General features: G+C 68.7%; 20 protein-coding genes. 14 read left to right on the forward strand and 6 right to left on the reverse strand.

All coding sequences use genetic code 11. The features are described from left to right. Nucleotides 1-10: 10 nt before the first annotated feature. Genes AB0P21_RS30430 through AB0P21_RS30440 form a run of 3 tightly spaced genes read right to left on the reverse strand, consistent with a single transcriptional unit; the run spans nucleotide 11 to nucleotide 2264 of the window. A complete protein-coding gene (locus tag AB0P21_RS30430; RefSeq protein WP_363700795.1) occupies nucleotides 11-730 on the reverse strand; it encodes a GNAT family N-acetyltransferase in 720 nt (239 codons plus the stop codon). A 21-nt stretch (nucleotides 731-751) separates the two neighbouring features. Then, the gene (locus AB0P21_RS30435; RefSeq protein WP_363700797.1) at nucleotides 752-1879 is read right to left on the reverse strand and encodes an adenylate/guanylate cyclase domain-containing protein; all 1128 of its coding nucleotides are present in this window, start codon (nucleotides 1877-1879) and stop codon (nucleotides 752-754) included. After that, complete coding sequence (locus AB0P21_RS30440; RefSeq protein ID WP_363700798.1) at nucleotides 1860-2264, reverse strand: cyclic nucleotide-binding domain-containing protein; 405 nt, start codon at nucleotides 2262-2264, stop codon at nucleotides 1860-1862. Before AB0P21_RS30440 ends, AB0P21_RS30435 begins: the two co-directional genes overlap by 20 nt. Nucleotides 2265-2495: 231 nt before the next feature. Here AB0P21_RS30440 and AB0P21_RS30445 point away from each other — a divergent pair, with 231 nt between their 5' ends. The 3 genes from AB0P21_RS30445 to AB0P21_RS30455 all read left to right on the forward strand — a co-directional run bounded on the left by AB0P21_RS30445 (nucleotide 2496) and on the right by AB0P21_RS30455 (nucleotide 6474). Further along, entirely contained in the window at nucleotides 2496-3743 is a 1248-nt protein-coding gene (locus AB0P21_RS30445; protein ID WP_363700800.1) for a glycosyltransferase, read from the forward strand. A gap of 81 nt (nucleotides 3744-3824) precedes the next feature. After that, entirely contained in the window at nucleotides 3825-5444 is a 1620-nt protein-coding gene (locus AB0P21_RS30450; RefSeq protein ID WP_363700802.1) for an RICIN domain-containing protein, read from the forward strand. Between the two features lie 55 nt (nucleotides 5445-5499). Next, nucleotides 5500-6474, forward strand: a complete 975-nt coding sequence (locus AB0P21_RS30455) for an alpha/beta hydrolase (protein WP_363700804.1) — start codon at nucleotides 5500-5502, stop codon at nucleotides 6472-6474. Here the strand turns inward: AB0P21_RS30455 and AB0P21_RS30460 are convergent. Then, a complete protein-coding gene (locus tag AB0P21_RS30460; RefSeq protein WP_363700806.1) occupies nucleotides 6471-8090 on the reverse strand; it encodes a threonine/serine exporter family protein in 1620 nt (539 codons plus the stop codon). The genes AB0P21_RS30455 and AB0P21_RS30460 overlap by 4 nt on opposite strands. 217 nt (nucleotides 8091-8307) lie before the next feature. Between AB0P21_RS30460 and AB0P21_RS30465 the strand changes: the two genes are divergently transcribed. The 6 genes from AB0P21_RS30465 (at nucleotide 8308) to AB0P21_RS30490 (ending at nucleotide 14677) form a co-directional block, all read left to right on the forward strand. Next, the gene (locus AB0P21_RS30465; protein ID WP_363700808.1) at nucleotides 8308-9042 is read left to right on the forward strand and encodes a cupin domain-containing protein; all 735 of its coding nucleotides are present in this window, start codon (nucleotides 8308-8310) and stop codon (nucleotides 9040-9042) included. 46 nt (nucleotides 9043-9088) lie between these two features. Next, on the forward strand, nucleotides 9089-10252 hold the full coding sequence (locus AB0P21_RS30470) for a Gfo/Idh/MocA family oxidoreductase (protein ID WP_363700810.1): 1164 nt from the start codon (nucleotides 9089-9091) through the stop codon (nucleotides 10250-10252). Continuing rightward, a complete protein-coding gene (locus tag AB0P21_RS30475; RefSeq protein WP_363700812.1) occupies nucleotides 10249-11403 on the forward strand; it encodes a dihydrodipicolinate synthase family protein in 1155 nt (384 codons plus the stop codon). The genes AB0P21_RS30470 and AB0P21_RS30475 overlap by 4 nt, the downstream gene beginning before the upstream one ends. Then, nucleotides 11400-12215: a sugar phosphate isomerase/epimerase family protein gene (locus AB0P21_RS30480; RefSeq protein WP_363700814.1), complete on the forward strand. Its 816-nt coding sequence runs from the start codon at nucleotides 11400-11402 to the stop codon at nucleotides 12213-12215. Before AB0P21_RS30475 ends, AB0P21_RS30480 begins: the two co-directional genes overlap by 4 nt. Nucleotides 12216-12245: 30 nt before the next feature. Next, complete coding sequence (locus AB0P21_RS30485) at nucleotides 12246-13004, forward strand: sugar phosphate isomerase/epimerase (RefSeq protein WP_363700816.1); 759 nt, start codon at nucleotides 12246-12248, stop codon at nucleotides 13002-13004. A 107-nt stretch (nucleotides 13005-13111) separates the two neighbouring features. Continuing rightward, the gene (locus AB0P21_RS30490; RefSeq protein ID WP_363700818.1) at nucleotides 13112-14677 is read left to right on the forward strand and encodes a diguanylate cyclase; all 1566 of its coding nucleotides are present in this window, start codon (nucleotides 13112-13114) and stop codon (nucleotides 14675-14677) included. Nucleotides 14678-14690: 13 nt separating this feature from the next. Here AB0P21_RS30490 and AB0P21_RS30495 read toward each other — a convergent pair whose 3' ends face one another. Continuing rightward, nucleotides 14691-15104, reverse strand: coding sequence for a hypothetical protein (locus AB0P21_RS30495; protein ID WP_363700820.1), 414 nt, complete (start codon nucleotides 15102-15104; stop codon nucleotides 14691-14693). Nucleotides 15105-15163: 59 nt separating this feature from the next. Then, entirely contained in the window at nucleotides 15164-15646 is a 483-nt protein-coding gene (locus AB0P21_RS30500; protein ID WP_363700822.1) for a GNAT family N-acetyltransferase, read from the reverse strand. 85 nt (nucleotides 15647-15731) lie between these two features. On the opposite strand from AB0P21_RS30500, the gene AB0P21_RS30505 reads away from it, so the two are divergent. The 5 genes from AB0P21_RS30505 (at nucleotide 15732) to AB0P21_RS30525 (ending at nucleotide 21032) form a co-directional block, all read left to right on the forward strand. Next, nucleotides 15732-17312, forward strand: a complete 1581-nt coding sequence (locus tag AB0P21_RS30505) for an alkaline phosphatase D family protein (RefSeq protein WP_363700824.1) — start codon at nucleotides 15732-15734, stop codon at nucleotides 17310-17312. A 78-nt stretch (nucleotides 17313-17390) separates the two neighbouring features. Continuing rightward, complete coding sequence (locus AB0P21_RS30510; RefSeq protein ID WP_363700826.1) at nucleotides 17391-18257, forward strand: aldo/keto reductase; 867 nt, start codon at nucleotides 17391-17393, stop codon at nucleotides 18255-18257. 66 nt (nucleotides 18258-18323) lie between these two features. Next, nucleotides 18324-18668: a tetratricopeptide repeat protein gene (locus tag AB0P21_RS30515; RefSeq protein ID WP_363700828.1), complete on the forward strand. Its 345-nt coding sequence runs from the start codon at nucleotides 18324-18326 to the stop codon at nucleotides 18666-18668. 413 nt (nucleotides 18669-19081) lie between these two features. Beyond that, the gene (locus AB0P21_RS30520) at nucleotides 19082-20185 is read left to right on the forward strand and encodes a hypothetical protein (protein WP_363700830.1); all 1104 of its coding nucleotides are present in this window, start codon (nucleotides 19082-19084) and stop codon (nucleotides 20183-20185) included. A 10-nt stretch (nucleotides 20186-20195) separates the two neighbouring features. Beyond that, a complete protein-coding gene (locus AB0P21_RS30525; RefSeq protein ID WP_363700832.1) occupies nucleotides 20196-21032 on the forward strand; it encodes an ACP S-malonyltransferase in 837 nt (278 codons plus the stop codon). Nucleotides 21033-21043 lie beyond the last annotated feature (11 nt).

The raw sequence follows: 21043 nt of genomic DNA on the forward strand, positions 1-21043 counted from the left end.
AAAGACTGGGCTACAGCTGTGCCGCGGCAACCCCGCGGTACCTGTAGCCCAGTTTGCGATACAGCCCGATCGCGACCTCGTTGGTCTCCTCGACCATCAGCACCGCCTGCCCGTGCCGCTTCACCAACTCAGCCGTCACGAACGCGCAAACCTGCCGCGACAACCCCCGCCCGCGAGCCTCCGGCCGGGTCGCCACCCCCGCCAGGAACCCAACGTCCGGCGCACTCCACGCATCAGCGGCGATGCTCAGCAACTCGCCCGCCTCATCCGTGATCGCCGCCCACCGCGTCACCCCAGGATCCGCCGGCCACGCGTAGGACCCAGGTGAGGCGAGCGTCAGCAACTCATCGACTCCCGCAGCGTCGGCCTGCCAGGCAGCGGTGGTCGTCTCGGACGGCGCAACCGTCGTCTCCATCCACCCAAAAGTGGCTCGGAGCAACAATCCCGGCACGCGATCCACCAACTCGCGGATCACCGCCTCCTCACCGAACGGCCGGTACGTCGGACCGAGCTCGGCCAGCGCGTTCTCGACCAACGGCGCCAACTCGTCCATCGGCCCGCGAACCACCAGCCGGTCGTGCTTCGACAGATCCGCGGAGGCCACCACCACCGCCTCACCGGAGTACCAAGCCCTGCTGCGGCCGCCGAGGTCGCCCTGGCCGGCCCAGACCATCAGCAGATCGCCATCGGCCCTCGTCGCCAGCTCCCCGGCCATTGAAATCTGATCCACCCGGACATTGTGTCTGACGTGTCAGTGGGCCGCCGAGGCGCGTTGCAACGCGTACGGCGTGAGGTGGTGGTAGCCGCGAACGGAGACCCGCCGAAGCCTCCGCAACCGGTACGCCGGATGCCCGTCGAGCGCGGCAGCCAGTTCGCGGTCGGCCAGGACGCGCCCCGGCTTGGCCTCCGAGGTCAGCCGCGAGGCGAGGTTGACGACCTCGCCGTACACATCACCGAGCCGGATCAGGATGCTGCCGTAGGCCAGGCCGATCCGCAGCTCAGGCAGGTCGCCGGCCTCGGTCATCTTGTCCTGCAGGGCCAGAGCAAGCGCGGCACCTTGCGCGGGAGTGTCGGTGACGAACAGGACCTCGTCGCCTATCGACTTGATCACTCGGCCGCCGTTCAGCGCGACGACATCGGCTGCCAGTCCTTCGAAGCGTTCGATCAGGCTGCCCAGTTCGACGACCGACAACCGGCGGGTCAGCCTCGTGTAGCTGACGATGTCGGCGAAGCCCACCACCCGGACGCCCCGGGATAACTCGTCCGAGCCCGCCACCGCCCGGCCCGCCGCGGCTGCCAGATGCCGGCGCCAGACGTAGGTCTGCAGTCGTTCCATTGCTGGCAGCAACAAAGACGCGACCTCGATCGCGTCGTCGGCGGACAGCTTGGAGCCGCCGAGCAGCTCGAGGAACATCGCGGACTGCCAGGACGCCAGCCGGGACTGGGTCTGACCGAGCTTGCGAGCCAGCGACGACTCCACCGCTGGGTCGATGAACCCGTCGTCCTCCAGCGCCGCGACGATCCGGAGCGCCTCGACATCCCCGTCGGTGAAGGCGATCTCGTCGTCCGGCACGGTCGCGAACCCGAGCGCGTGCCACATCTGCTCGGCCCGCTCGATCGAGATCCCGGCCCGCTCGGACACCTGGATCCGGGTGAACTTTCGCTCACCGCCAAGCAACGCCTGCTCGAACCCCTGCTGCAACGCCAGCAGATCCGGCTCCGGAGCCTGCCCCCCAGCAGAAGAGGGCTCCGCCTCCAGCGGGACGGCCGCGGCGCGGGCGGAGGCGGGAGCAGAGTCCGAGGGCGGACCGGCCGCGGCGCCGTCCACGCCGTCGGTGCCGGAGTCGGGCTCGGCCGGGTTAGTCGGGCTGGGGGCCACGGCGTTCGGCGATGGTGGCGTCGATGGCGTCGCGGAAGTTCGGCAGCCGGGTGGTCAGGTCGTCGAACTTCTCCCGGGTGAAGTGCAGCAGCTGCAGCCGCGACTTCGCGGTGACCGTTGCCGTCCGCAAGCGGTTCTGCCGGACCGCGACCTCGCCGGCGATGTCGCCGGGGCCGAGCACGGCGATCTCCTCGCCCTTGACCCGGACCGCCGCGGTGCCGCTCAGGATCAGGTACGCCGCGTCGGGCGCGGTCTGCTCCAGGATCAGCGACCAGCCGGCCGGTACCGAGACCTCTTCGCCGGCCCGGAAGATGTCCTTGATCTCCCGGCCGGACAGCTCCGCGAACAGCGGCAGGTCCCGCGGGGACGTCCTACCCAGTGCCACGTCGATCCTCCGAGCCCGCCGGGCAGCTCACCCGGCGATAGCAGGCCGATGTTTCCAGTCAGTAACTCTAACGCTTGACCCCGGCAAGGGTCACTGACAGGGCCGATCCGGCCACCGCGGGCGACCACGAGTTCCGGAACCGAGCAAGAAGGGGACGCCGACCTGCTCGGCCGCTTAGCATCAGGGTCCGTACGCCGGTTCCGCGGCGGTTCGAGGCTCAGGGGTGGGCGCATGCGAGTAGTCATGGTGGGGATGGGCAGTCGGGGCGACGCGCAACCGATGGCCGTCCTCGGCGCGGAGCTGGTCGCGCGCGGCCACGACGTCACCCTCGGCCTGTGCTCCGACCTGGTCTGGATCGGCCGCGCGCTCGGCGTCGAGACGGTCGACCTGAAGGCCAGCGCCAAGGAGTTCCTGGAGTCGCCGCAGGGCCAGAAGTGGCTGGCCGCGGGCGACTTCCAGTCCTACGTCCGCTGGCTGCTCGACTACAAACGCCAGTACGCCGACCAACTGCAGTCCGACCTGATCGACCTGGCGTCGAACGCCGACGTTCTGATCTCCGGTACCGCGACCGAGCTCGAGGCCGTCGTGATCGCGGAGGCAGCGGGGATCCCGTACGCGTCGATTTACCACGCCCCGATGCGCAGCAACAGCGCGTTCCCGCACCTGCTGGTCTCGACCGACATCTTCTCGCCGGAGCAGAACCTGGCCACCTACGCCAAGGTGGACGGCTCCAACTGGCCGGTCTTCGAGCCCTTCGTCAACAAGCTCCGCACCCGCGTCGGCCTGCCGTCGACCACCGAGACGACCGGCGTCCGGCTCGCCCGGACCGGTTCCCTCGAGGTCCAGGCGTACAGCCGGCACGTCGTACCGGAGTTGGTGGACTGGGATCCGCGCCGCCCACTGACCGGCTTCCTCGCGCCGTCGGCCCAGCAGCGCAAACTGCTCGACGAGCTGCACGATCCCGAGCTGGACGCCTGGCTCGACGCCGGCGATCCCCCGGTGTACTTCGGCTTCGGCAGCATGCCGGTACTCGAGCCGGAGGCCGCCCTGACCATGATCGAGAAGGTCGCCGACATGCTCGGCGTCCGGGCGCTGGTCAGCCTCAAGGCCCGCCCGACCAGCAGCAGCGCAGTACGGGTGGTCGGCAACCTCAACCACGACACGGTTCTGCCGCGCTGCCTGGCCGCCGTCCACCACGGCGGCGCCGGTACGTCGGCCACCTCGCTGCGGGCCGGCCTGCCGACAGTGGTCTGCGCGGTCTTCGCCGACCAGCCGTTCTGGGGCGCCCAACTCCAGCGGATGGGCGTCGGCAGCACGCTTCGCTTCACCGACCTGAGCGAGCCCACTCTGTTCGCCGCGCTCGAGCCGATGCTCTGCAACGGCCCGCGTCAGCGCGCCGCCGAGCTGGCCGTCCTGCTGCGCGAAGAGGACGCCGTCGCCCAGACCGCGGACGCCTTGGAGCAGTCGCTCTCCGCCTGAGACGTTGACCGCCCGGGGTTAGCTGGTTACGGTAAGCGAGTAATCGATTTCTCGCACTCTGACCCGCCCTCAGGAGCGCGCATGAAGAAGCGATTGGTTCCCCTTGTCCTGACCTTGCTGGCCAGCGGCCTCGTCAGTACGTCGTACGCGCAAGCCGCGTCGAACCCCCAAGCCGCGCCGCAGATCCAGGCCGCGCCGACCGCCACCGGCCAACTACTGCGAAACGACACCGGCCTCTATCCCCGAGCGGTCAGACTGCAGAACAGCGGCACCGCCAACGGCCGGATGATCGCCAGCGTCGTCACCTTCACCGGCAACTCCGGCATCGGGGCGATCTACGAGAGCACCAACGACGGCGCCTCGTTCACTCAGGTCGGATCGGTCGCGGACCCAGCGGCGAGCGCAGGCAAGGGACTCTGCTGCGCGACGCTCTTCGAACTGCCACAACAGGTCGGCGCGATGCCGGCCGGAACGTTGCTCTGGGCAGCATCCGTCGGAGCGGACGCCCGCCCGATGGCCCTGCGAATCTGGAAGAGCAACGACGTCGGGCGCACCTGGACTTATCTGTCGAACTGCGCGACGGCACCGAATACCAAGGGCCTGTGGGAGCCGGAGTTCTCGATCGCCGCCGACGGCCGGCTGGTCTGTCACTACGCCGACGAGACGGACGCGGCCCACAGCCAGAAGCTGATGGAGGTCCGCAGCTCGGACGGGATCACCTGGACCGATCGGGTGCCGACCGTCTCCAGCCCGACCTTCGGGCACCGGCCGGGGATGCCGGTCGTCCGGAAGCTGCCGACCGGCGTCTACGTGATGGCCTACGAGATCTGCGGACTCGGCGGTCAGTACGACTGTGTGGTCCACACCCGGACGTCCGGCGACGGCTGGAACTGGGGACCGCCGTCGAATCTGGGTGGGCGGCCGCACACGGTCGACGGGAAGTACTTCACCCACGCGCCGACGATCGCGACCGTCAACGGCAAGTTGCTGCTGATCGGGCAGATCCTGCAGAACGCCAACGGTTCGGTTGCCGCTGACAACGGCCGGACGATCCTGGTCAACACAGAAGGCGCCAACGGCAACTGGTACGAGATCGCCTCGCCGGTCGCGGTGACCAATCCCTACAACAACTTCTGCCCGAACTACAGCTCGCCGCTGGTCCCGTCCGCCGACGGCGCCAGGGTCCTGCAGCTGGCGAGCGACTACGACGGCGGCGTCTGCAAGACCTTCTTCGCCACCGGCTCGGCGATCGGCACCCAGGACGCGACCGGTGTGGCGAACGCGACTTACCGGCTGGTGTCCGCGCAGAGCGGCCACTGCCTGGACGTCGCCGCCGACTCACGTCAGCCCGCAGGCAACATCCAGCAGTGGACCTGCAACAACCTGGGCCCGCAGAACTTCCAGTTCACCTCCGAGGGCAACGGCTTCTTCCGGCTCAAGGGCCAGAACAGCCAGCTCTGCGTGGAGGTCGCCAGCAACTCCGGTACGCCGGGCGCCAATGTGCAGCAGTGGAACTGCCAGGACGGCGGCTGGCAACGCTGGCGCCTGGTGAACGTCGGCCGCGGCTACTACAAGCTCGTCGGCCAGAACAGCCTTCTTTGCCTCGACGTGGCCGGCGGCTCAGGCGCCCCGGGCGCCAACGTCCAGGTCTGGACCTGCAACAACCTCCAACCCCAGACCTGGCGCCTCGAACCCCGCTGATGGCAGCTTCCGGCCGTACTGCGTCGCGGTGCGGCCGGGCTGTCACACTTGCGCGATGCTGCGCAAGGCGTTGAAACGAACGGGGATCGGACTCGGCGTCCTGGTGGTGCTGCTGGCTCTGCTGGTGACGACGCTGTACGTGTACCCGCTGGGGTCGGATCGGGCCACAAACCCCAAGGTCACCGCGTTGCCGTTCGCGCAGGCGAAGGCCGCCGCCGAGGTAGCAGTGCAGCAGGACACGGCCAAGGGAGACGTTCGGCCTGAGTGCCGCACGAAACTGCTCACCCACCCGGACCGGCCGGCCAAGTCGGTGCTGATGCTGCACGGCTACACCAGTTGCCCCGAGGACTACGACGAGCTTGCCGAGCTGTTCTACCGCCAGGGCTACAACGTCTACGCACCCCGCGAGGCTCATCACGGCCTGACGAACAAGCAGGCCACGGCCGACGTCAGCGTCGACGGTCTGCTCGACTACGCCGACAGCGGCCTGGACATCGCGGCCGGCCTCGGCCAGGAGGTCGGCGTGATCGGGATCTCCGGCGGCGCGGACCTCGCGACCTGGCTGGCGGAGTACCGGACCGAGTCGGTCGCCCATCTGCTCGCGCTGTCACCGTTCTACCAGCCGGGCCCCAAACAAGCACCGGGGATCGTCGTCCGGCCGATCACTGTGCTCTACGGCTACCACCTGGTGCCGGACAAGATCAACGAGCGGGGCTTCTCCTTCAGCGCGCTCACGCAGTACCTCCGGATCGTTCACAACTATCGTGATCGCCCCGTCAACGACAAGCTGCGCAGCGTCGCGGTGGTCACCTCGGCCAACGACGACCTGATCGACCTGCGCCGCGCGGTCGAGGTCCCCCGCGGAATCGCCGAGAACAGCGGAGTTCCGTTGCTGTCCCACGAGTTTCCCAGCGCACTGGGCTTCGAGCACGCGATCCTCGACCAGGAGAACCTCGGTACCCGCGCCGCCGCCATCAACACCTACTACCTGGATCTCTACGAGGGCCGCGGTTCCACTCCGCCGGTCTAAGGCTGGTCCGCGCGCCTCGTACGCCGGGAGCGGTGCGAGCGCGAGCGTTCCGTACGACGCCGCGTCGGCCGGCGTGGGCCGACCAGGCGCGGGCCGGCGAGCCGGTCCTCGAGTCGCCGGGCTTCGCGGCGGATCGGCTGGGCGACGTACTCGCCGAGGATCACGCCGGAGGCCAGCGCGACACCGATGGCGACGGCGGTGACGAGGCTGACGATGCCGACCAGCTGGCCGAGGCTCAGCTCGTACAAGCCCTTGTAAATGGTCAGTCCAGGCAACAGTGGCACGGTGCCGCAAACCACCACGACCAGCGGCGGCACGCCCGAACGACGGCCGAGCGAGTAGCCGACGAGACCGACCGCGAAGGCGGCGGCCGCGGTCGACCAAGCCGGGCCGAACTGGGCCCGGGTCATCAGCGTGAAGACGAGTGAGCCCAGCGCGCCGACCACCGCGATCGGCAGCAGGGAACGCAGCGGCGAGTACGACGCGTAGGCGAACGCGACGGCCATCAGGGCGCCGGAGCTGACCATGATCGGGAGGTTGGAGAGCTGGATCGTCTGGGCCTCGATCGCGACCGGGAGACCTAGCTTGATGCCGAGGCTGATCCCCAGCGAGACGCCGGCGATGATGCCGCCGGTGAGCAGCATCGCCTCCAGGCTGCGGGCGGCCGCGGTCACGTAGTACCCGGTGATGGCGTCCTGGACGGCGCCGGTGAGAGCGATCCCGGCCAGCAGCATGATGATGCCTGCGGCAACTACCAGGGACGGTTTCACGGGAGCGTCGACGGCGTAGAGGATCAGGGCGACGGCGGTGGCGACGAACGCGCCGGCCACCTGCTGATAGAAGGCGGGCAACCGCTGGCGGTTGAACCAGCGATTGCTGAGCTCGATGAAGCAGGCGGTGACGACGGCGACCAGAGTGATCAGCCAGCCACCGCCGAGCAGCAGCGTCGCTCCGCCGGCCATTACGCCCCACGCGAGCACCGAGCTCCAGCGCGGGAAGGGTGGGCCGGCCGACACCATCCGGGCGAGTTCGCGGCTGGCCTCCTCGCGGGTCAGCTCGGCGCGGGCGAACCGGCGTACCAGTTGGTCGACGGCGGTGAGACGGGAGAAGTCCTGACCGCGGTACCGGACGATGCGCATGTGCGTCTCGGGGGCGACGTCGGGCGCGGCCTGGTACGAGATCGCGATCGAGGTGAAGGTGATGTCGACCTCGCAGCCCCGCAGACCGGCCGAGGCGGTGACGCTGAGAATGGTCGCCGTGGCATCCGCAGTACCGGCGCCGCTGGAGAGCACGACCTCGCCGATCCGGAGCGCCAGATCGAGGGTGCGATAAAGCTCACGCTGCTCGTCGCGGGCCTGCTCGTCGGCTGCCTGCAGCTCGGCGGACAGCTCGTCGACCGACAACTCGCCCGTCGTCGGCTCCGCATCACGGCGATCCCGCCGGCGCCGCTCTGCCTGCCGACGCTCGCCGCGGCGTCGCTCACTCGCGTCAGCCTGCGCTTTCGCGGCGTCCGCACGCCTCAGATCGCCCAGCCGCAGGTCCTCCGACAACGTGACATCCAGCGACGGCGACCCCGTCTCCGCCCCGTCGGCTGCCCGATCACCGCCCTTGACCACCGTGCTCCTCTCGTCACCTGAAACGACGCTAACGCCCAACGCCTCGCCGTACCCCATCCGTCCATCCGCACGCAGCCCATGGCGGCGTGTCCGGAATCGGTCTGCAATCGCTTTCCGCCGACTTCCGCGACAGGTTGACTCGTCCGGACCGCCCACCTAAGGTTGCGATCACGAGCCTTGGAAAGCCCTTTCCAAGGCGGCAGCGGGAGGAGCGAGCATGTGTGAGCACGGCCCGGCCGCAGCGCTGCCCGGCGGGATCGGCATCTCGCGGTTGTCGGTCTACGACCTCGAGGCGCCGGACGGACTCGTCGGCGGCACCCCGCACGTCCACCTCGCCTGCTCCGAGGGGTACTACGTGATCGCCGGCTCCGGCGCGGTCCAGACCCTCAATCCGAAGGGCTTCACCGAGACGCCGCTGCAGGCCGGCACGGTGGTCTGGTTCGACCCCGGCACGATCCACCGGCTGATCAACGGCGGCGAACTGCAGATCCTCACCCTGATGTCGAACTCCGGTCTGCCCGAGGCGGGCGACGCCGTCCTGACTCTTCCGCCCGAGCACCTCACCGACCGCGAGACCTACCTGCGCGCGACCACGCTGACCGGCGAAGGCGAAGCCCGTACGCCGTCCGCGATGGCGCGCCGCAACCTCGCGCTCGAGGGTTTCGCCGTACTGCGTGAGGCGTACGCCGCCGAGGGTGCTTCTGCGCTGGACGCGTTCTATGAGTCCGCAGTGCGCATCGTGCAGCCGCAGCTCGCCGATTGGCGACGTCGTTGGGAGCAAGGCGCTCGCCGCTTGGCCGACGAGACGGGTGCTGCGCTGGATGCGTTGGAGGCCGGCAAGGCCCCGCACCTGCAGACCGCAGAACTGCACGAACTCCCCGCACCTACTGAATTCGGCAAGCACGGAATGTGCGGCCGCCTAGACGTTTATGACTTGAATGAGCGCCCATGACGGCCGCCATCATCCTGCGCTCCTGCGCCGAAGAGAGGTAGCACCTGTGAACGACAGACACGTGGGCATCGTGATGAACGGCGTGACCGGGCGGATGGGCCTGCGCCAGCACCTGGAGCGCTCGATCGTGGCGATCCGCGAACAGGGCGGCATCCCGGCCGCCGACGGCACGATGATCATCCCCGAGCCCATCCTGGTCGGCCGCAACGAGCTCAAGCTGAAGAACATCGCCGACAAGTACGGCCTGACCCGCTGGACCACCGACCTGTCCGAGGCGCTGGCCGAGCCGGATGTCGAGATCTACTTCGACTCCCAGCTCACCCAGCTGCGGGAGAAGGGCGTGCGCGCCGCGGTCGAGGCCGGCAAGGCGATCTACTGCGAGAAGCCGATCGCCGAAGGGCTGGAGGCGGCGGTCGACCTGGCCCGGCTGGTCCGCGACTCCGGGCTGAAGAACGGTGTCGTCCAGGACAAGCTCTCGCTGCCCGGGCTGCGCAAGCTGAAGCGGCTCGTCGACGGCGGTTTCTTCGGCGAGATCCTCTCGGTCCGCGGCGAGTTCGGCTACTGGGTGTTCGAGGGTGACTGGCAGGAGGCGCAGCGGCCGGCCTGGAACTACAAGACCGAAGAGGGTGGCGGCATCGTCGTCGACATGTTCTGCCACTGGCGCTACGTGCTCGACCAGATCTTCGCGCCGGTCAAGTCGGTCTACTGCCAGGGCGCCACCCACATCCCGACCCGGTACGACGAGCAGGGTCAGGCGTACACCGCCACCGCCGAGGACGCGGCGTACGGCGTCTTCGAGCTGGAGGGCGGCATCATCGCGCAGCTCAACTCCTCTTGGACCACCCGAGTGTTCCGTGACGAGCTGGTCGAGTTCCAGGTCGACGGCACCGAGGGCTCCGCGGTCGCCGGACTGCGCAACTGCCACGCCCAGCACCGCTCGGCGACCCCGAAGCCGGTCTGGAACCCCGACATCCCAGCGGAGTACTCGTTCCGCGACCAGTGGTCCGAGGTGCCGGACAACGAGGTCTTCGACAACGGCTTCAAGGTGCAGTGGGAGATGTTCCTGCGGCACATCGTCGACGACGCGCCGTTCACCTGGGACTTCGTCGAGGGCGCCAAGGGCGTTCAGCTGGCGGAGCTCGGTCTGCAGTCGTGGCGCGAGGGACGCAAGCTGGAGGTCCCCGCGCTCGACATCGAGGCGCAGGCATGAGCCTGTCGCTTCGGCTCCCACTCGACGGAGCCTTGGAGACCTACCAGCTCACCGGTACTCCGGTTGCCCATGGCACCTATTCGCCGGCCCGCACCCGACTCGCCTTCGCAGCAGCGCACGTGGTCTCCGACCCCCTCGCCGACAACTCGCCGGGTGCTCCCGCGGTGATCGACTGGGAGCACACCCTCGGCTTCCGCCGCCACCTGTGGTCGCTCGGCTTGTCGGTGGCTGAAGCCATGGACACCGCCCAACGCGGCATGGGCCTCGACTGGCCCGCCACCCAAGAACTCATCCGCCGCTCCGCCGCCGAAGCACCTGATGGTCGAATCGCAGTAGGCGTAGGAACGGATCAATTGTCCGCGGGTGTGCATCCGTTGGATGCGGTGATCGGCGCCTATGAGGAGCAGTTGGCGCTGGCCGAGGAAGTCGGCGCTCAGCCGATTCTGATGGCGAGCCGGGCGCTCTGCGCTGCAGCTACTTCACCCGACGACTACCGCAAGGTCTACGACCGCCTGCTCAGCCAATCCTCCCGGCCTGTCATCCTGCACTGGCTCGGCTCGATGTTCGACCCGGCGCTCGACGGCTACTGGGGCAGCGACTCCCTCGACACCGCCGCCGACGTTGTGGTTGACCTGATCAACGAAAACGTCAGCAAGGTCGACGGCATCAAGGTCTCCCTCCTCGACGCCGCCAAAGAAGTTGCCCTGCGCAAGCGTCTCCCCGAGGGCGTCCGGCTCTACACCGGCGACGACTACAACTACCCCGAGCTGATCCGCGGCGACGACGAGCACTACAGCGATGCGCTGCTTGGCATCTTCGCCGCCATCGCCCCGGCGGCCGCCGCCGCGTTGAAGGCGCTCGACGACGGCGAGCTGACGAAGTACGAGGAGATCTTCGCACCGACCGTCCCGCTGGCGCGTCAGATCTTCTCCGCGCCGACCTACTACTACAAGACCGGAATCGCCTTCCTGGCGTGGCTCAACGGCCACCAGCCCGGCTTCGGCATGGTCGGCGGCCTGCAGACCGGCCGGTCCCTGGCGCACCTGGCCGACACCTTCCGCCTCGCCGACGCGGCCGGTGTGCTCACGTCACCCGAGCTGGCCGTCGACCGCTTCCGCAAGCTGCTCATCGTCGGCGGGGTCGACGCATGAACCGCTACAGCTTGAACCAGGCAACAACGAAGTACTGGTCACTGGAGGAAGTAGTTGCCGCCAGCGCCAAAGCCGAGCTGCAGTGGATCGGCCTGTGGCGCGAGCCGATCCAGGAGTACGGCGTGGAGCGGTCGGCGAAGCTCGTCGCCGATGCCGGCCTGCGCGTTTCCTCCTTGTGCAGAAGCGGATTCTTCACCGCCACCGACGAGGCCGAGCGGCAGGCGAAGATCGAGGACAACCGTCGCGCCATCGACGAGGCCGCCACTCTCGGCACTGACGTCCTGGTGCTCGTCAGCGGCGGCCTGCCAGCCGGCTCGCGGGACATCGACGGCGCCCGCGGGATGATCCGCGACGGCCTCGCCGAGCTTGCGCCGTACGCCGGGGAACGGGGTGTCCGGCTCGCCGTCGAGGCGCTGCATCCGATGTTCTGCTCAGACCGTTGTGTCGTCTCGTCACTCGGCGGCGCGCTCGACCTGGCCGAGCAGTTCCCGGTCGAGCAGGTCGGCGTGATCGTCGACGCGTACCACCTGTGGTGGGACGCCGAGGTCTACCGGCAGATCGAGCGGGCCGGCGACCGGATCTGCTCGTACCAGGTGAGCGACTGGGTGACGCCGCTCCCGGCCGACAACCTGCTCGGCCGCGGCATGATGGGCGACGGCGCGATCGAGCTGCGCCGCCTGCGCGAGGCGTGCGACGCCGCGGGGTACACCGGACCGGTCGAGGTCGAGATCTTCAACCAGCAACTGTGGGACGCACCGGGCCAGGAGGTCTTCGACCTCTCCCTGGCGCGCTATCTGGAACACGTCGCCTGACAATCCAGCACTCGAAGGAGCCCTCTCCCCATGAGCGACCGGACGATCCCCGCTGACGGCATCGGCATGCACCTCTACACGATGCGTGAGGCGCTCGCCGCGGACTATCCCGGCACCCTGCAACGCCTGGCCGAGATCGGCTATCGCACCGTCGGGGTGAGCGGCAGGTTCGGTCACTCGGCCGAGCAGATCCGCTCGTACGCCGATGCGGCGGGTCTCCGGATCGTGTTGGAGCACGTCGGCTATCCCCGGCTGACCGACAACTGGGAGGGCGCTATCGCGGACGTCCAAACGCTCGGCGGCCAGTGGGTCGTCGTACCGTCGCTGCCGAAGGAGCTGTGGACGCCGGACGGGTTCCGCGAGGCTGCTCGCGCCTTCAGCACAGCCGGCCAACTGGCGAAGAAGGAAGGCCTGAAGCTGCTCTTTCACAACCACGGTCACGACTTCGCCGAGGTGGACGGGCAGGTGCTGTTCGACATCCTGCTGGACGAGGTCGAGCCGGATCTGCTCGGCTTCGAGCTCGATCTGTACTGGGTCGTCAACGGCGGCAAGCACCCGGTCGACTACTTCCGCGGGCACCCCGGCCGGTTCCCCGCGCTGCACGTCAAGGACATGGCGGCGGACGGCTCGTTCGCCGACGTGGGCACCGGCCGGCTCGACTTCGCGGCGATCTTCGCCGAGGCGGAGTCGGGTAGGGTCGAGCAGTGGCTGGTCGAGCACGATGCGCCGACCGACGAGTGGCAGTCGGCGCTGACGTCGTACCGGGCGCTGGCCGAGCTCCGGTACTGACCGGAATCCGTGAAGCGAACGGCCGTTTCACGACGGTACGTGTCAGTAGGCGTATTCTCGTCACTGACTGCACGCGGCTGGCTTCCGTCCGGCGTAATTAGGCGGCCGTGTCGCGCCGGAGAACGCTCTCCGGCACGGCCGGTCTGTCACCCTGGAAGAGGGCCCTCACCACGGCGGGGTCCCGTGAGGCCGCCGACGCCGTGACGCCGGAGAGATCCCACGTGCTGAACGAGCCCACCGTACGGATGACGGCGGTCCGCCGTCTCTACGAGGTGAGCGCCCGGATGGGCGCCGGGCGAAGCCTGGCCGAAACGCTCCAGGCGGTCGTCGAGGGCGTCGTGAACGGCCTCGGTTTCGGTATCGCGGTGCTGAACCTGCGCCAGTCCGACGGCAAGTTCGAGGTGATCGCGGTGGCCGGCTCGCCGGAGGCCCGGGAGGCGCTGCTCGGCACGATCAGCGCGGGCGACATCTTCGACGCCGAGTTCGCGATCGCGGACAAGTGGGGTGGGCTGCGGTTCGTCCCGCACGAGCGGCTGCCCGAGGGCGGCGAGATCGTCGGCTGGGTGCCGGAGATCCCGATCCCGTCGGGGGCCGATGCCTGGCATCCACTGGACGCGTTGTTCGCGCCGCTGCACTCCTCCGACGGCGAGCTGGTCGGGATGCTGTCGGTCGATCTGCCCGAGGACCAGCGGCGGCCGGGGCAGATCCGGCGGGAGCTGCTGGAGATCTTCGCGACCCAGGCCGGCCTGGCGATCGACAAGGCCCGGCTGACCGACCAGTTGCTGGCCGAGAAGGCCCGGCTGGAGGCGAGTGAGACGACCTTCCGGATGGTCTTCGAGGGGGCCGGCAACGGGATGGCGACGATCGCCTTCGACGGCCCGGAGGCCGGCCGGATCCTGCGCGTCAACGACGCCTTCTGCCACATCACCGGCTACACCCCGGCCCAGCTGGTCGGCACCACCTTCGTCGACTACCTGCGCGACGAGCAGACCGGCCAGACCAAGCGGGAGATCGAGCAGCTCGCCACCGGCCGCGGCCCGTACCGGTTCGAGCGGACCTTCCGGCGGACCGACGGCAACGACATCTGGCTGGGCGGCACCGCCGCGATCGTTGACCAGGGCAAGGATCTGCCGCGGATCATCCTGATCCAGATCGACGACGTGACCGCGCGCAAGGACGCGGAGCGCGAGCTGCGGCACCATGCGGCGCACGACCCGCTCACCGGACTGCCGAACCGGCGGCTGCTCCAGCACCGGTTCAACGCGGCGCTGCAGCGGTCCCGGCAGACCGGGCGGCGCGGAGTACTGATGTTCTGCGACCTGAACCACTTCAAGCAGGTCAACGACAAGTACGGGCACGAGGCCGGCGACAAGGCACTCCGCGAGATCGCCGACCGGCTGCTCACCGAGGTCCGGCACGGCGACACGGTGGCGCGACTCGGCGGGGACGAGTTCGCCGTACTGGCCGAGGACATCGACGGCGACGACCTGGACGTCCTGATGCGCCGCATCGACGAGTCGATCAGCAAGCCGCTCGACGGCATCGACGTACCGGTCACCGCCAGCATCGGCCTGGCCGTCGTCAGCCCGTACGCCGCCGACCTCGACGAACTGCTCCGCACCGCCGACAACGCGATGTACGAGGCCAAACGCGCCTACCGCGCCAGCCTCTAGTCCCCCGGAAGTCCTAGCGGGCCGGCCGCTGCCGCCGCTTCTTCTTCACCGGCTCCGGCTTGGCGTCGGTCTGCCAGTCCTGCAGGATCGAGATCGCCGCCTCGTTGTGCCGCTCCACCAACGGGATCACCCGGCCGGGATTGGCGAACGCGAAGATCGGCGTCCACCGCGCCTTGCCGTCCGCGTTCTTCCACCGCACCGCCGGGAAGTTCGTGATCGCGACGATCTCCTCCTTCGCGATCCGCCGGCTCCGCAGCAACCCGTTCACCTCGATGCCGTCCGCATCGAACACCACCCCGAGCCGCCACCCCAGCATCGCCAGGTAGACAGCCGCCCCGACGCACACCAGCGCGCCCACGATCACCACCGCCAACGGCAGGTCGTCCCGCAACGCGATCACCACGACCCCGACGAGCAGCGGCCACACCGAGGCATTACAGATCCGAGTGATCAAGAGCGGTTTCAGTTCCACCCGCCCATTCTCGCTCAGCTGCCAAGCTTCGTGAGGGCGGTGTCCGTGAGGCGGTAGGTGGTCCACTCGTCTTGGGGGGTGGCGCCGAGGGAGTGGTAGAAGTCGATGGCCGGGGTGTTCCAGTTGAGGACGGACCATTCGAGGCGTTCGTAGTTGTTCGTGACGCACTCCTGGGCCAGGGCGGTCAGCAGGGCCTTGCCGAGGCCGGAGCCGCGGTGCTCGGGGCGGACGAAGAGGTCTTCGAGGTAGATGCCGTGGACGCCGCGCCAGGTGGAGTAGTTGAGGAACCAGAGCGCGCAGCCGACCACCTCGTCGTCCACCGGGGCGACGTGGCAGAAGACGGCGGGCGCAGTACCGAAGAGGGCTGTCTGCAGTTGGTCGGCGGTCAGCCGGCACTCCTGCGGAGCGCGTTCGTACTCCGCGAGGGCGTACACGAGGTCCACGATCGCCGGTACGTCGGCCGGCTGGGCGCGGCGGATTCGGTCAGCTGTCTGCATCTGCCCATCTTCTCTTGTCGTCACGTTCACCTCGCGGCGGAAGGGTGAAATCGCTTTCCGACCCGACCCGCTCCGGAGGAACCCCATGGCAGTTTCGCGTCGTCGCTTCATCGGTCTCGGAGGCGCGGGCACCGCCGCGGTCCTCCTCGGCACCGGCGCCTGGGACGCCTCGACCACGTACGCCGCTCCGGCCGGGCGCGGCAACCCGTTCACGCTCGGCGTCGCGTCCGGCGATCCGAAGTACAGCAGCGTGGTGCTGTGGACCCGCCTCGCGCTCGACCCGTACGCCGTCGACGGCCGCGGCGGGATGCCCGCCAAGCCGGTCCGGGTGGAGTACGAGGTCGCGCGCGACCAGCACTTCCGCCACCTGGTCCGCCGGTCCAGCGTGGTTGCCACGCCTGAGCTCGGCCACTCGGTCCACCCGGAGGTCAACGGGCTGCTGCCGGACCACGAGTACTACTACCGCTTCCGTACCGGCGGCGAGATCTCGACGGTCGGCCGGACCCGGACCACGCCGCATCCGCTCAGTTCGCCGCGGGAGGTGCGGTTCGCGTTCGCGTCGTGCAACGCGTGGCAGGACGGGTACTTCACGGCGTACCAGCACATGGCCGAGGAGGATCTCGACCTGGTGGTGCACCTGGGCGACTACCTCTACGAGTCCGGGGTGAAGACCAACAAGCGCGGGGTGGTGACGGATCCGCGGTTCCACACCGAGACGTTCGACCTGGCGCGGTACCGGCTGCAGTACTCGCTCTACAAGACCGAGGCGCCATTGCAGGCCGCGCACGCGGCGCATCCGTGGATCCACACCTTCGACGACCACGAGGTGGAGAACAACTGGGCCGGCGACCTGTCCCAGGCCGACACCGAGCCGGACCAGGACCCGGTGGTGTTCCGCGCGCGCCGGGCGCAGGCGTTCCAGGCGATGTACGAGAACCTGCCGCTGCGGCACGAGCAGATGCCGTCCGGCCCGGACATCCGGTACCACCGGCGGCTCCAGTACGGCCGGCTGGCCGACTTCACCATCCTGGACACCCGCCAGTACCGCTCCGACCAGCCGTGCGGCGACGGCGACTCGTCGACCTGCGACGACCGGTTCGACCCGGACAACACGATGCTCGGCGGCAAGCAGCGCAAGTGGCTGCTGGACGGCTTCCGCCAGTCCCGGGCGCGCTGGCAGGTGATCGGCAACCAGACCCCGATGGGCCAGACCGACTGGACTCCCGGCCCGGAGACCCACGTCTGGCTCGACCCGTGGGACGGTTATGTTGCCGAGCGCAACAAGGTGCTGGCCGCCGCGCAGGACAGCGGCGTCCGGAACCTGGTGGTGATCACCGGCGACCGGCACCAGAACTACGCCCTCGAGCTCAAGCGCGACTTCGCCGACCCGGACTCCCGCACGGTCGGCACCGAGTTCGTCGGTACGTCGATCACCAGCGGCGGCGACGGCGCCGACACCACCCCGCAGGGCGAGCAGTTCCTGGCCGCCAACCCGCACCTCAAGTTCTTCAACTCCCAGCGCGGCTACGTCCGGGTCACCGCCGACCAGCACCGCTGGCGCTCCGACTTCCGGGTCCTGCCCTACGTCAGCACCCCGGACGCCCCGATCACCACCCGCGCGACGTACGTGGTCGAGGACCGCAACCCGCACGTGCACGCCTCCTGACCATTCAGCAGGCGAGCTACTGACTGTCAGTGGTTATTACTGTTTGAAAACTGAGTCGGGCTGCGGGAGGTTGGAAGCATGACTTCTTCCTCCCGCAGCATCGGCGACATCCAGGTCAGTGCGATCGGGCTCGGCGCGATGCCGATGTCGATCGAGGGCCGGCCCGACGAGGCGCGGTCGATCGCGACCATCCACGCCGCGCTCGACGCCGGGGTCACGCTGATCGACACCGCCGACGCCTATCACCTCGACTCCTCCGACATCGGGCACAACGAGACGCTGATCGCGAAGGCGCTCGGCTCGTACGGCGGTGACACGTCCGGGGTGCTCGTCGCGACCAAGGGCGGGCATCTGCGACCGGGTGGCGGCGCGTGGACGCTGGACGGTTCTCCCGAGCACGTGAAGCAGGCGGCCGAGGAATCGCTCAAGCGGCTCGGGGTCGACGCGATCGGGCTCTACCAGTTCCACCGGCCGGACCCGAAGACGCCGTACGAGGAGTCGATCGGCGCGATCCGCGATCTGCTCGACGCGGGCAAGATCCGGCAGGCGGGCATCTCCAACGCGAACCCGGAGCAGATCCGCCAGGCCAACGAGATCCTCGGCGGCCGGCTCGTCTCGGTGCAGAACCAGTTCTCCCCTGCCTTCCGTTCCAGCGAGCCCGAACTGAAGCTCTGCGACGAGCTCGGCATCGCGTTCCTGCCGTGGTCCCCGCTCGGCGGCATCTCCAACGCCTCCGAGCTCGGCGAGAAGCACGCCGCCTTCCAGACCCTGGCCGCCGAGCTGGGCGTCAGCCCGCAGAAGCTCACCCTGGCCTGGATGCTCGCCAAGTCCCCGGTCGTCGTCCCGATCCCCGGAGCGAGCCGCCCGGAGACCATCCGCGACTCGTACTCCGCGGTCGAGCTGACCCTCACCCCCGACCAGGTCGCCACCCTGGACGCAGCCTGATCCAAGCCTGGGAGCACCGGTGGAATACCGCCGGTGCTCCCTTGCGTTTGCCCGGGTATGGAAGACATGCGCGCACTGAGCTACGGCCTCGGTCAGCAGTACTTCGAGGCCCGCGACTACCGCGGCGCGATCCGCGCCCTGCTCCCCGTCGTCGAGGAGACCCCAGAAGACGTAGGCACCCGCCTCCTGCTGGCCCGCGCGTACTTCCACAGCGCCCTGCTCAAGCCTGCCGAGCTGCACCTGCAGGAGATCATCGAGCGCGCCCCCACCGAGTACTACGCGCACCTCCTGATGGCCCGCACCCTGGAGCGCCTCGGCCGCCCCGAAGAGGCCACCAAACACCGCCGGATCACCGCCGCCCTGACCGGCGACGACTCGCACCTGACCTCGCACAGCCTGAGCGCCAAGTAACACGCCGGTCATATCAAAGATCATATTTGACACCTTGCGTTCATCTGTACGCTAAGAGTCAAGGATTGCTGGATTCCGGCCGGAACGGCTGGTAGTGTCCTGCTCGTATCTCCGGTGGGTGTATTTCTTTGGTGGAAGAGAACCCGTCGGCACATCAATCTGTTGCGGTCAGAAGCGCTCAATTTGTGGGGAATGCGCGCTGCTTCTACCTGCTCGCCGGTTTGATCACAGTCGCTCGAGCCGGCCTCGCCCCGAGTAGATAGGCCTGCCCATCAATCCACCCTCTTCGTTCGGTCCACGGCGGCCTGCCCGCCGGCGCTGAACTCACCCTTTCTTCCTTCAGTCCAAGGCTGCTGCCCCGCCCGGCCGCCGCCGCGGATTCGCTGTGTGCTGCCCATTTCCGTGAGGCCAACATGCGTACCCTTCTGCTTTTCGACGGGCTCGGCGGCAACCAGGCCGGCCTGCTCGCCACCCTCCGGGAGTTGTCCACCCGGCCGGAGAACCAGGCGTATTTCCAGACCGTTTTCACCGCCCTGGACGAGGCTGTGGAATATGCCGACGCCGATCTCCGAGCGGCTTATCTGCCGTCCGGGCTGCCATTGAAACAATGGCTTGAACTATCGGCCGAATTATCCGAGACCGGCTGGTCCGAGTCGGTCATCGCGGGAATTCTCGTGCACGCCTACCAGCTCAGCCGGCTGCAGCCGACCGAGTGCGGCGCCGACCCGAGTGTGGTGGCCTCGCTCGGCCACAGTATCGGCCTGCAGGCGGCCCTGGTGGCCGGACTGCGGATCCGCCGGCTCGACCAGTTCCTCGCCGTGACCTCCAGTTCGCTGAAGCTGGTGGTGCTGAGCCTGCTCCGCGCCCGCCACCTCACCGCTGGCGGACAGCCCGACCAGGCAGTCGTCGACCGCTACCTGGCCACCGGCAGCAAAGCCCGTACTCCGAGCCCGATGGCGTCCGTCACCGGCTTGTCCCTGGCAGACCTGCAGCAACTCGTCGCCGGCTACAACGCCGAAGCCGCCCGGCAGCCGATCTCGATCAGCTTGGTGAACACCCCCACGGCCCAGGTCCTGAGCGGCAGCCCGGCCGACCTGCTCGACCTGTACTTCGCGGAGTTCGCCAACTCCCCGGCGCAATGGTCCTTCCTGCCGAACACCATCCCCTTCCACAGCGACCAGCTGATCCCGGCCGTTCAGCAGGTCCGCGACCAGGACCTGGACTTCATCGGACCGCTGCCGGACCCCGACGACCTGGCGGTCCCCGTCTACGCCACCGATGCGCCGCGCAACCTGCAGGAGTCCGCCGACCTGGTCGACGAGTACCTCGAGCAGGTGTTCGTCCGCCCGATCGACTGGAAGGTCGCCGCCGCGCACGCCGTCAGCGACGCCAAGGTCGAGCTGGTCGTCGACTGCGGCCCGGGCGCCGCCGCCCGCCGCTTCACCCGCGAATGCCTCCGCGGCGACAGCACCGTCCGCTTCGAGTCCGTCCAGCAGTTCTCGCGTCGAGTTCGTTAGGAGCACCGCCATGCGTTGTCTGCTTTTCCCCGGTCAGGGTGTCCAGAAGAAGGGGATGGGCGCTGAGCTATTCGGCGCCTTCCCGGCCGAGACCGCCCTCGCCGACGAGATCCTCGGCTACTCGATCGAGGAACTCTGTCTTCGAGATCCGGACCGCCGATTGCGCGACACCCGGTACGTCCAGCCGGCCGTGTTCTTCGTCAACGCCCTGCTCGGGGTGCAGCGGATCGCCGAGGAGCCGGGTGGCTACCAGTACTTCGCCGGCCACAGCCTCGGCGAGTACAACGCGCTGGTCGCGGCCGAGGTGCTCGACCTGGCCGCCGGGCTGCGGTTGGTGAAGCGGCGGGCCGAGGTGATGTCGGCGATCACCGGCGGCGGGATGTCCGCAGTACAAGGGCTTCCGGTCTCCTTCGTCCGCCGGGCGCTCACCGAGACCGGCCTCAGCAAGGTGTTCGTGGCCAACCTGAACGCCGACGTGCAGACCACCATCGCCGGTGACCGGGCGGAGATCGCCGTTGCAGGCAAGGCGATCTCGGCCCTGGCCGGCGCGCGAGTGATCCCGATCAACGTCAGCGGACCGTTCCACACCCCACTGATGGAGCCGGCCGCCAAGGAGTTCCGCGAGGTACTGGCCGAGGTCGAGTTCGGCCCGGCCAAGACCCCGGTGGTCTCGGGCGTGACTGGTGAGCTGTTCGACCCGGCCGAGGGTGCCGACCTGCTGGCCCGGCAGCTCTCCGCGCCGGTCGAGTGGGTCAAGGCCGTCACCACGTTGCGGGCGCAGGGCGTGACGGAGTTCGACGAGGTCAACGGCCAGACGTTGAGTTCGCTGCTGACCAGGATCAACTGAGGAGATCGACG

This window comes from Kribbella sp. NPDC056861 (assembly GCF_040687575.1).
Classification (GTDB): domain Bacteria; phylum Actinomycetota; class Actinomycetes; order Propionibacteriales; family Kribbellaceae; genus Kribbella.

Excerpts from the sequence above, each read along its gene's own strand:
- AB0P21_RS30525 (WP_363700832.1), top strand. The coding sequence starts at position 20,196 with ATGCGTTGTCTGCTTTTCCCCGGTCAGGGTGTCCAGAAGAAGGGGATG.
- AB0P21_RS30475 (WP_363700812.1), top strand. The coding sequence starts at position 10,249 with ATGAGCCTGTCGCTTCGGCTCCCACTCGACGGAGCCTTGGAGACCTAC.
- AB0P21_RS30480 (WP_363700814.1), top strand. The coding sequence starts at position 11,400 with ATGAACCGCTACAGCTTGAACCAGGCAACAACGAAGTACTGGTCACTG.
- AB0P21_RS30485 (WP_363700816.1), top strand. The coding sequence starts at position 12,246 with ATGAGCGACCGGACGATCCCCGCTGACGGCATCGGCATGCACCTCTAC.
- AB0P21_RS30505 (WP_363700824.1), top strand. The coding sequence starts at position 15,732 with ATGGCAGTTTCGCGTCGTCGCTTCATCGGTCTCGGAGGCGCGGGCACC.
- AB0P21_RS30520 (WP_363700830.1), top strand. The coding sequence starts at position 19,082 with ATGCGTACCCTTCTGCTTTTCGACGGGCTCGGCGGCAACCAGGCCGGC.
- AB0P21_RS30515 (WP_363700828.1), top strand. The coding sequence starts at position 18,324 with ATGCGCGCACTGAGCTACGGCCTCGGTCAGCAGTACTTCGAGGCCCGC.
- AB0P21_RS30465 (WP_363700808.1), top strand. The coding sequence starts at position 8,308 with ATGTGTGAGCACGGCCCGGCCGCAGCGCTGCCCGGCGGGATCGGCATC.
- AB0P21_RS30500 (WP_363700822.1), bottom strand. The coding sequence starts at position 15,646 with ATGCAGACAGCTGACCGAATCCGCCGCGCCCAGCCGGCCGACGTACCG.
- AB0P21_RS30510 (WP_363700826.1), top strand. The coding sequence starts at position 17,391 with ATGACTTCTTCCTCCCGCAGCATCGGCGACATCCAGGTCAGTGCGATC.
- AB0P21_RS30455 (WP_363700804.1), top strand. The coding sequence starts at position 5,500 with ATGCTGCGCAAGGCGTTGAAACGAACGGGGATCGGACTCGGCGTCCTG.
- AB0P21_RS30445 (WP_363700800.1), top strand. The coding sequence starts at position 2,496 with ATGCGAGTAGTCATGGTGGGGATGGGCAGTCGGGGCGACGCGCAACCG.
- AB0P21_RS30450 (WP_363700802.1), top strand. The coding sequence starts at position 3,825 with ATGAAGAAGCGATTGGTTCCCCTTGTCCTGACCTTGCTGGCCAGCGGC.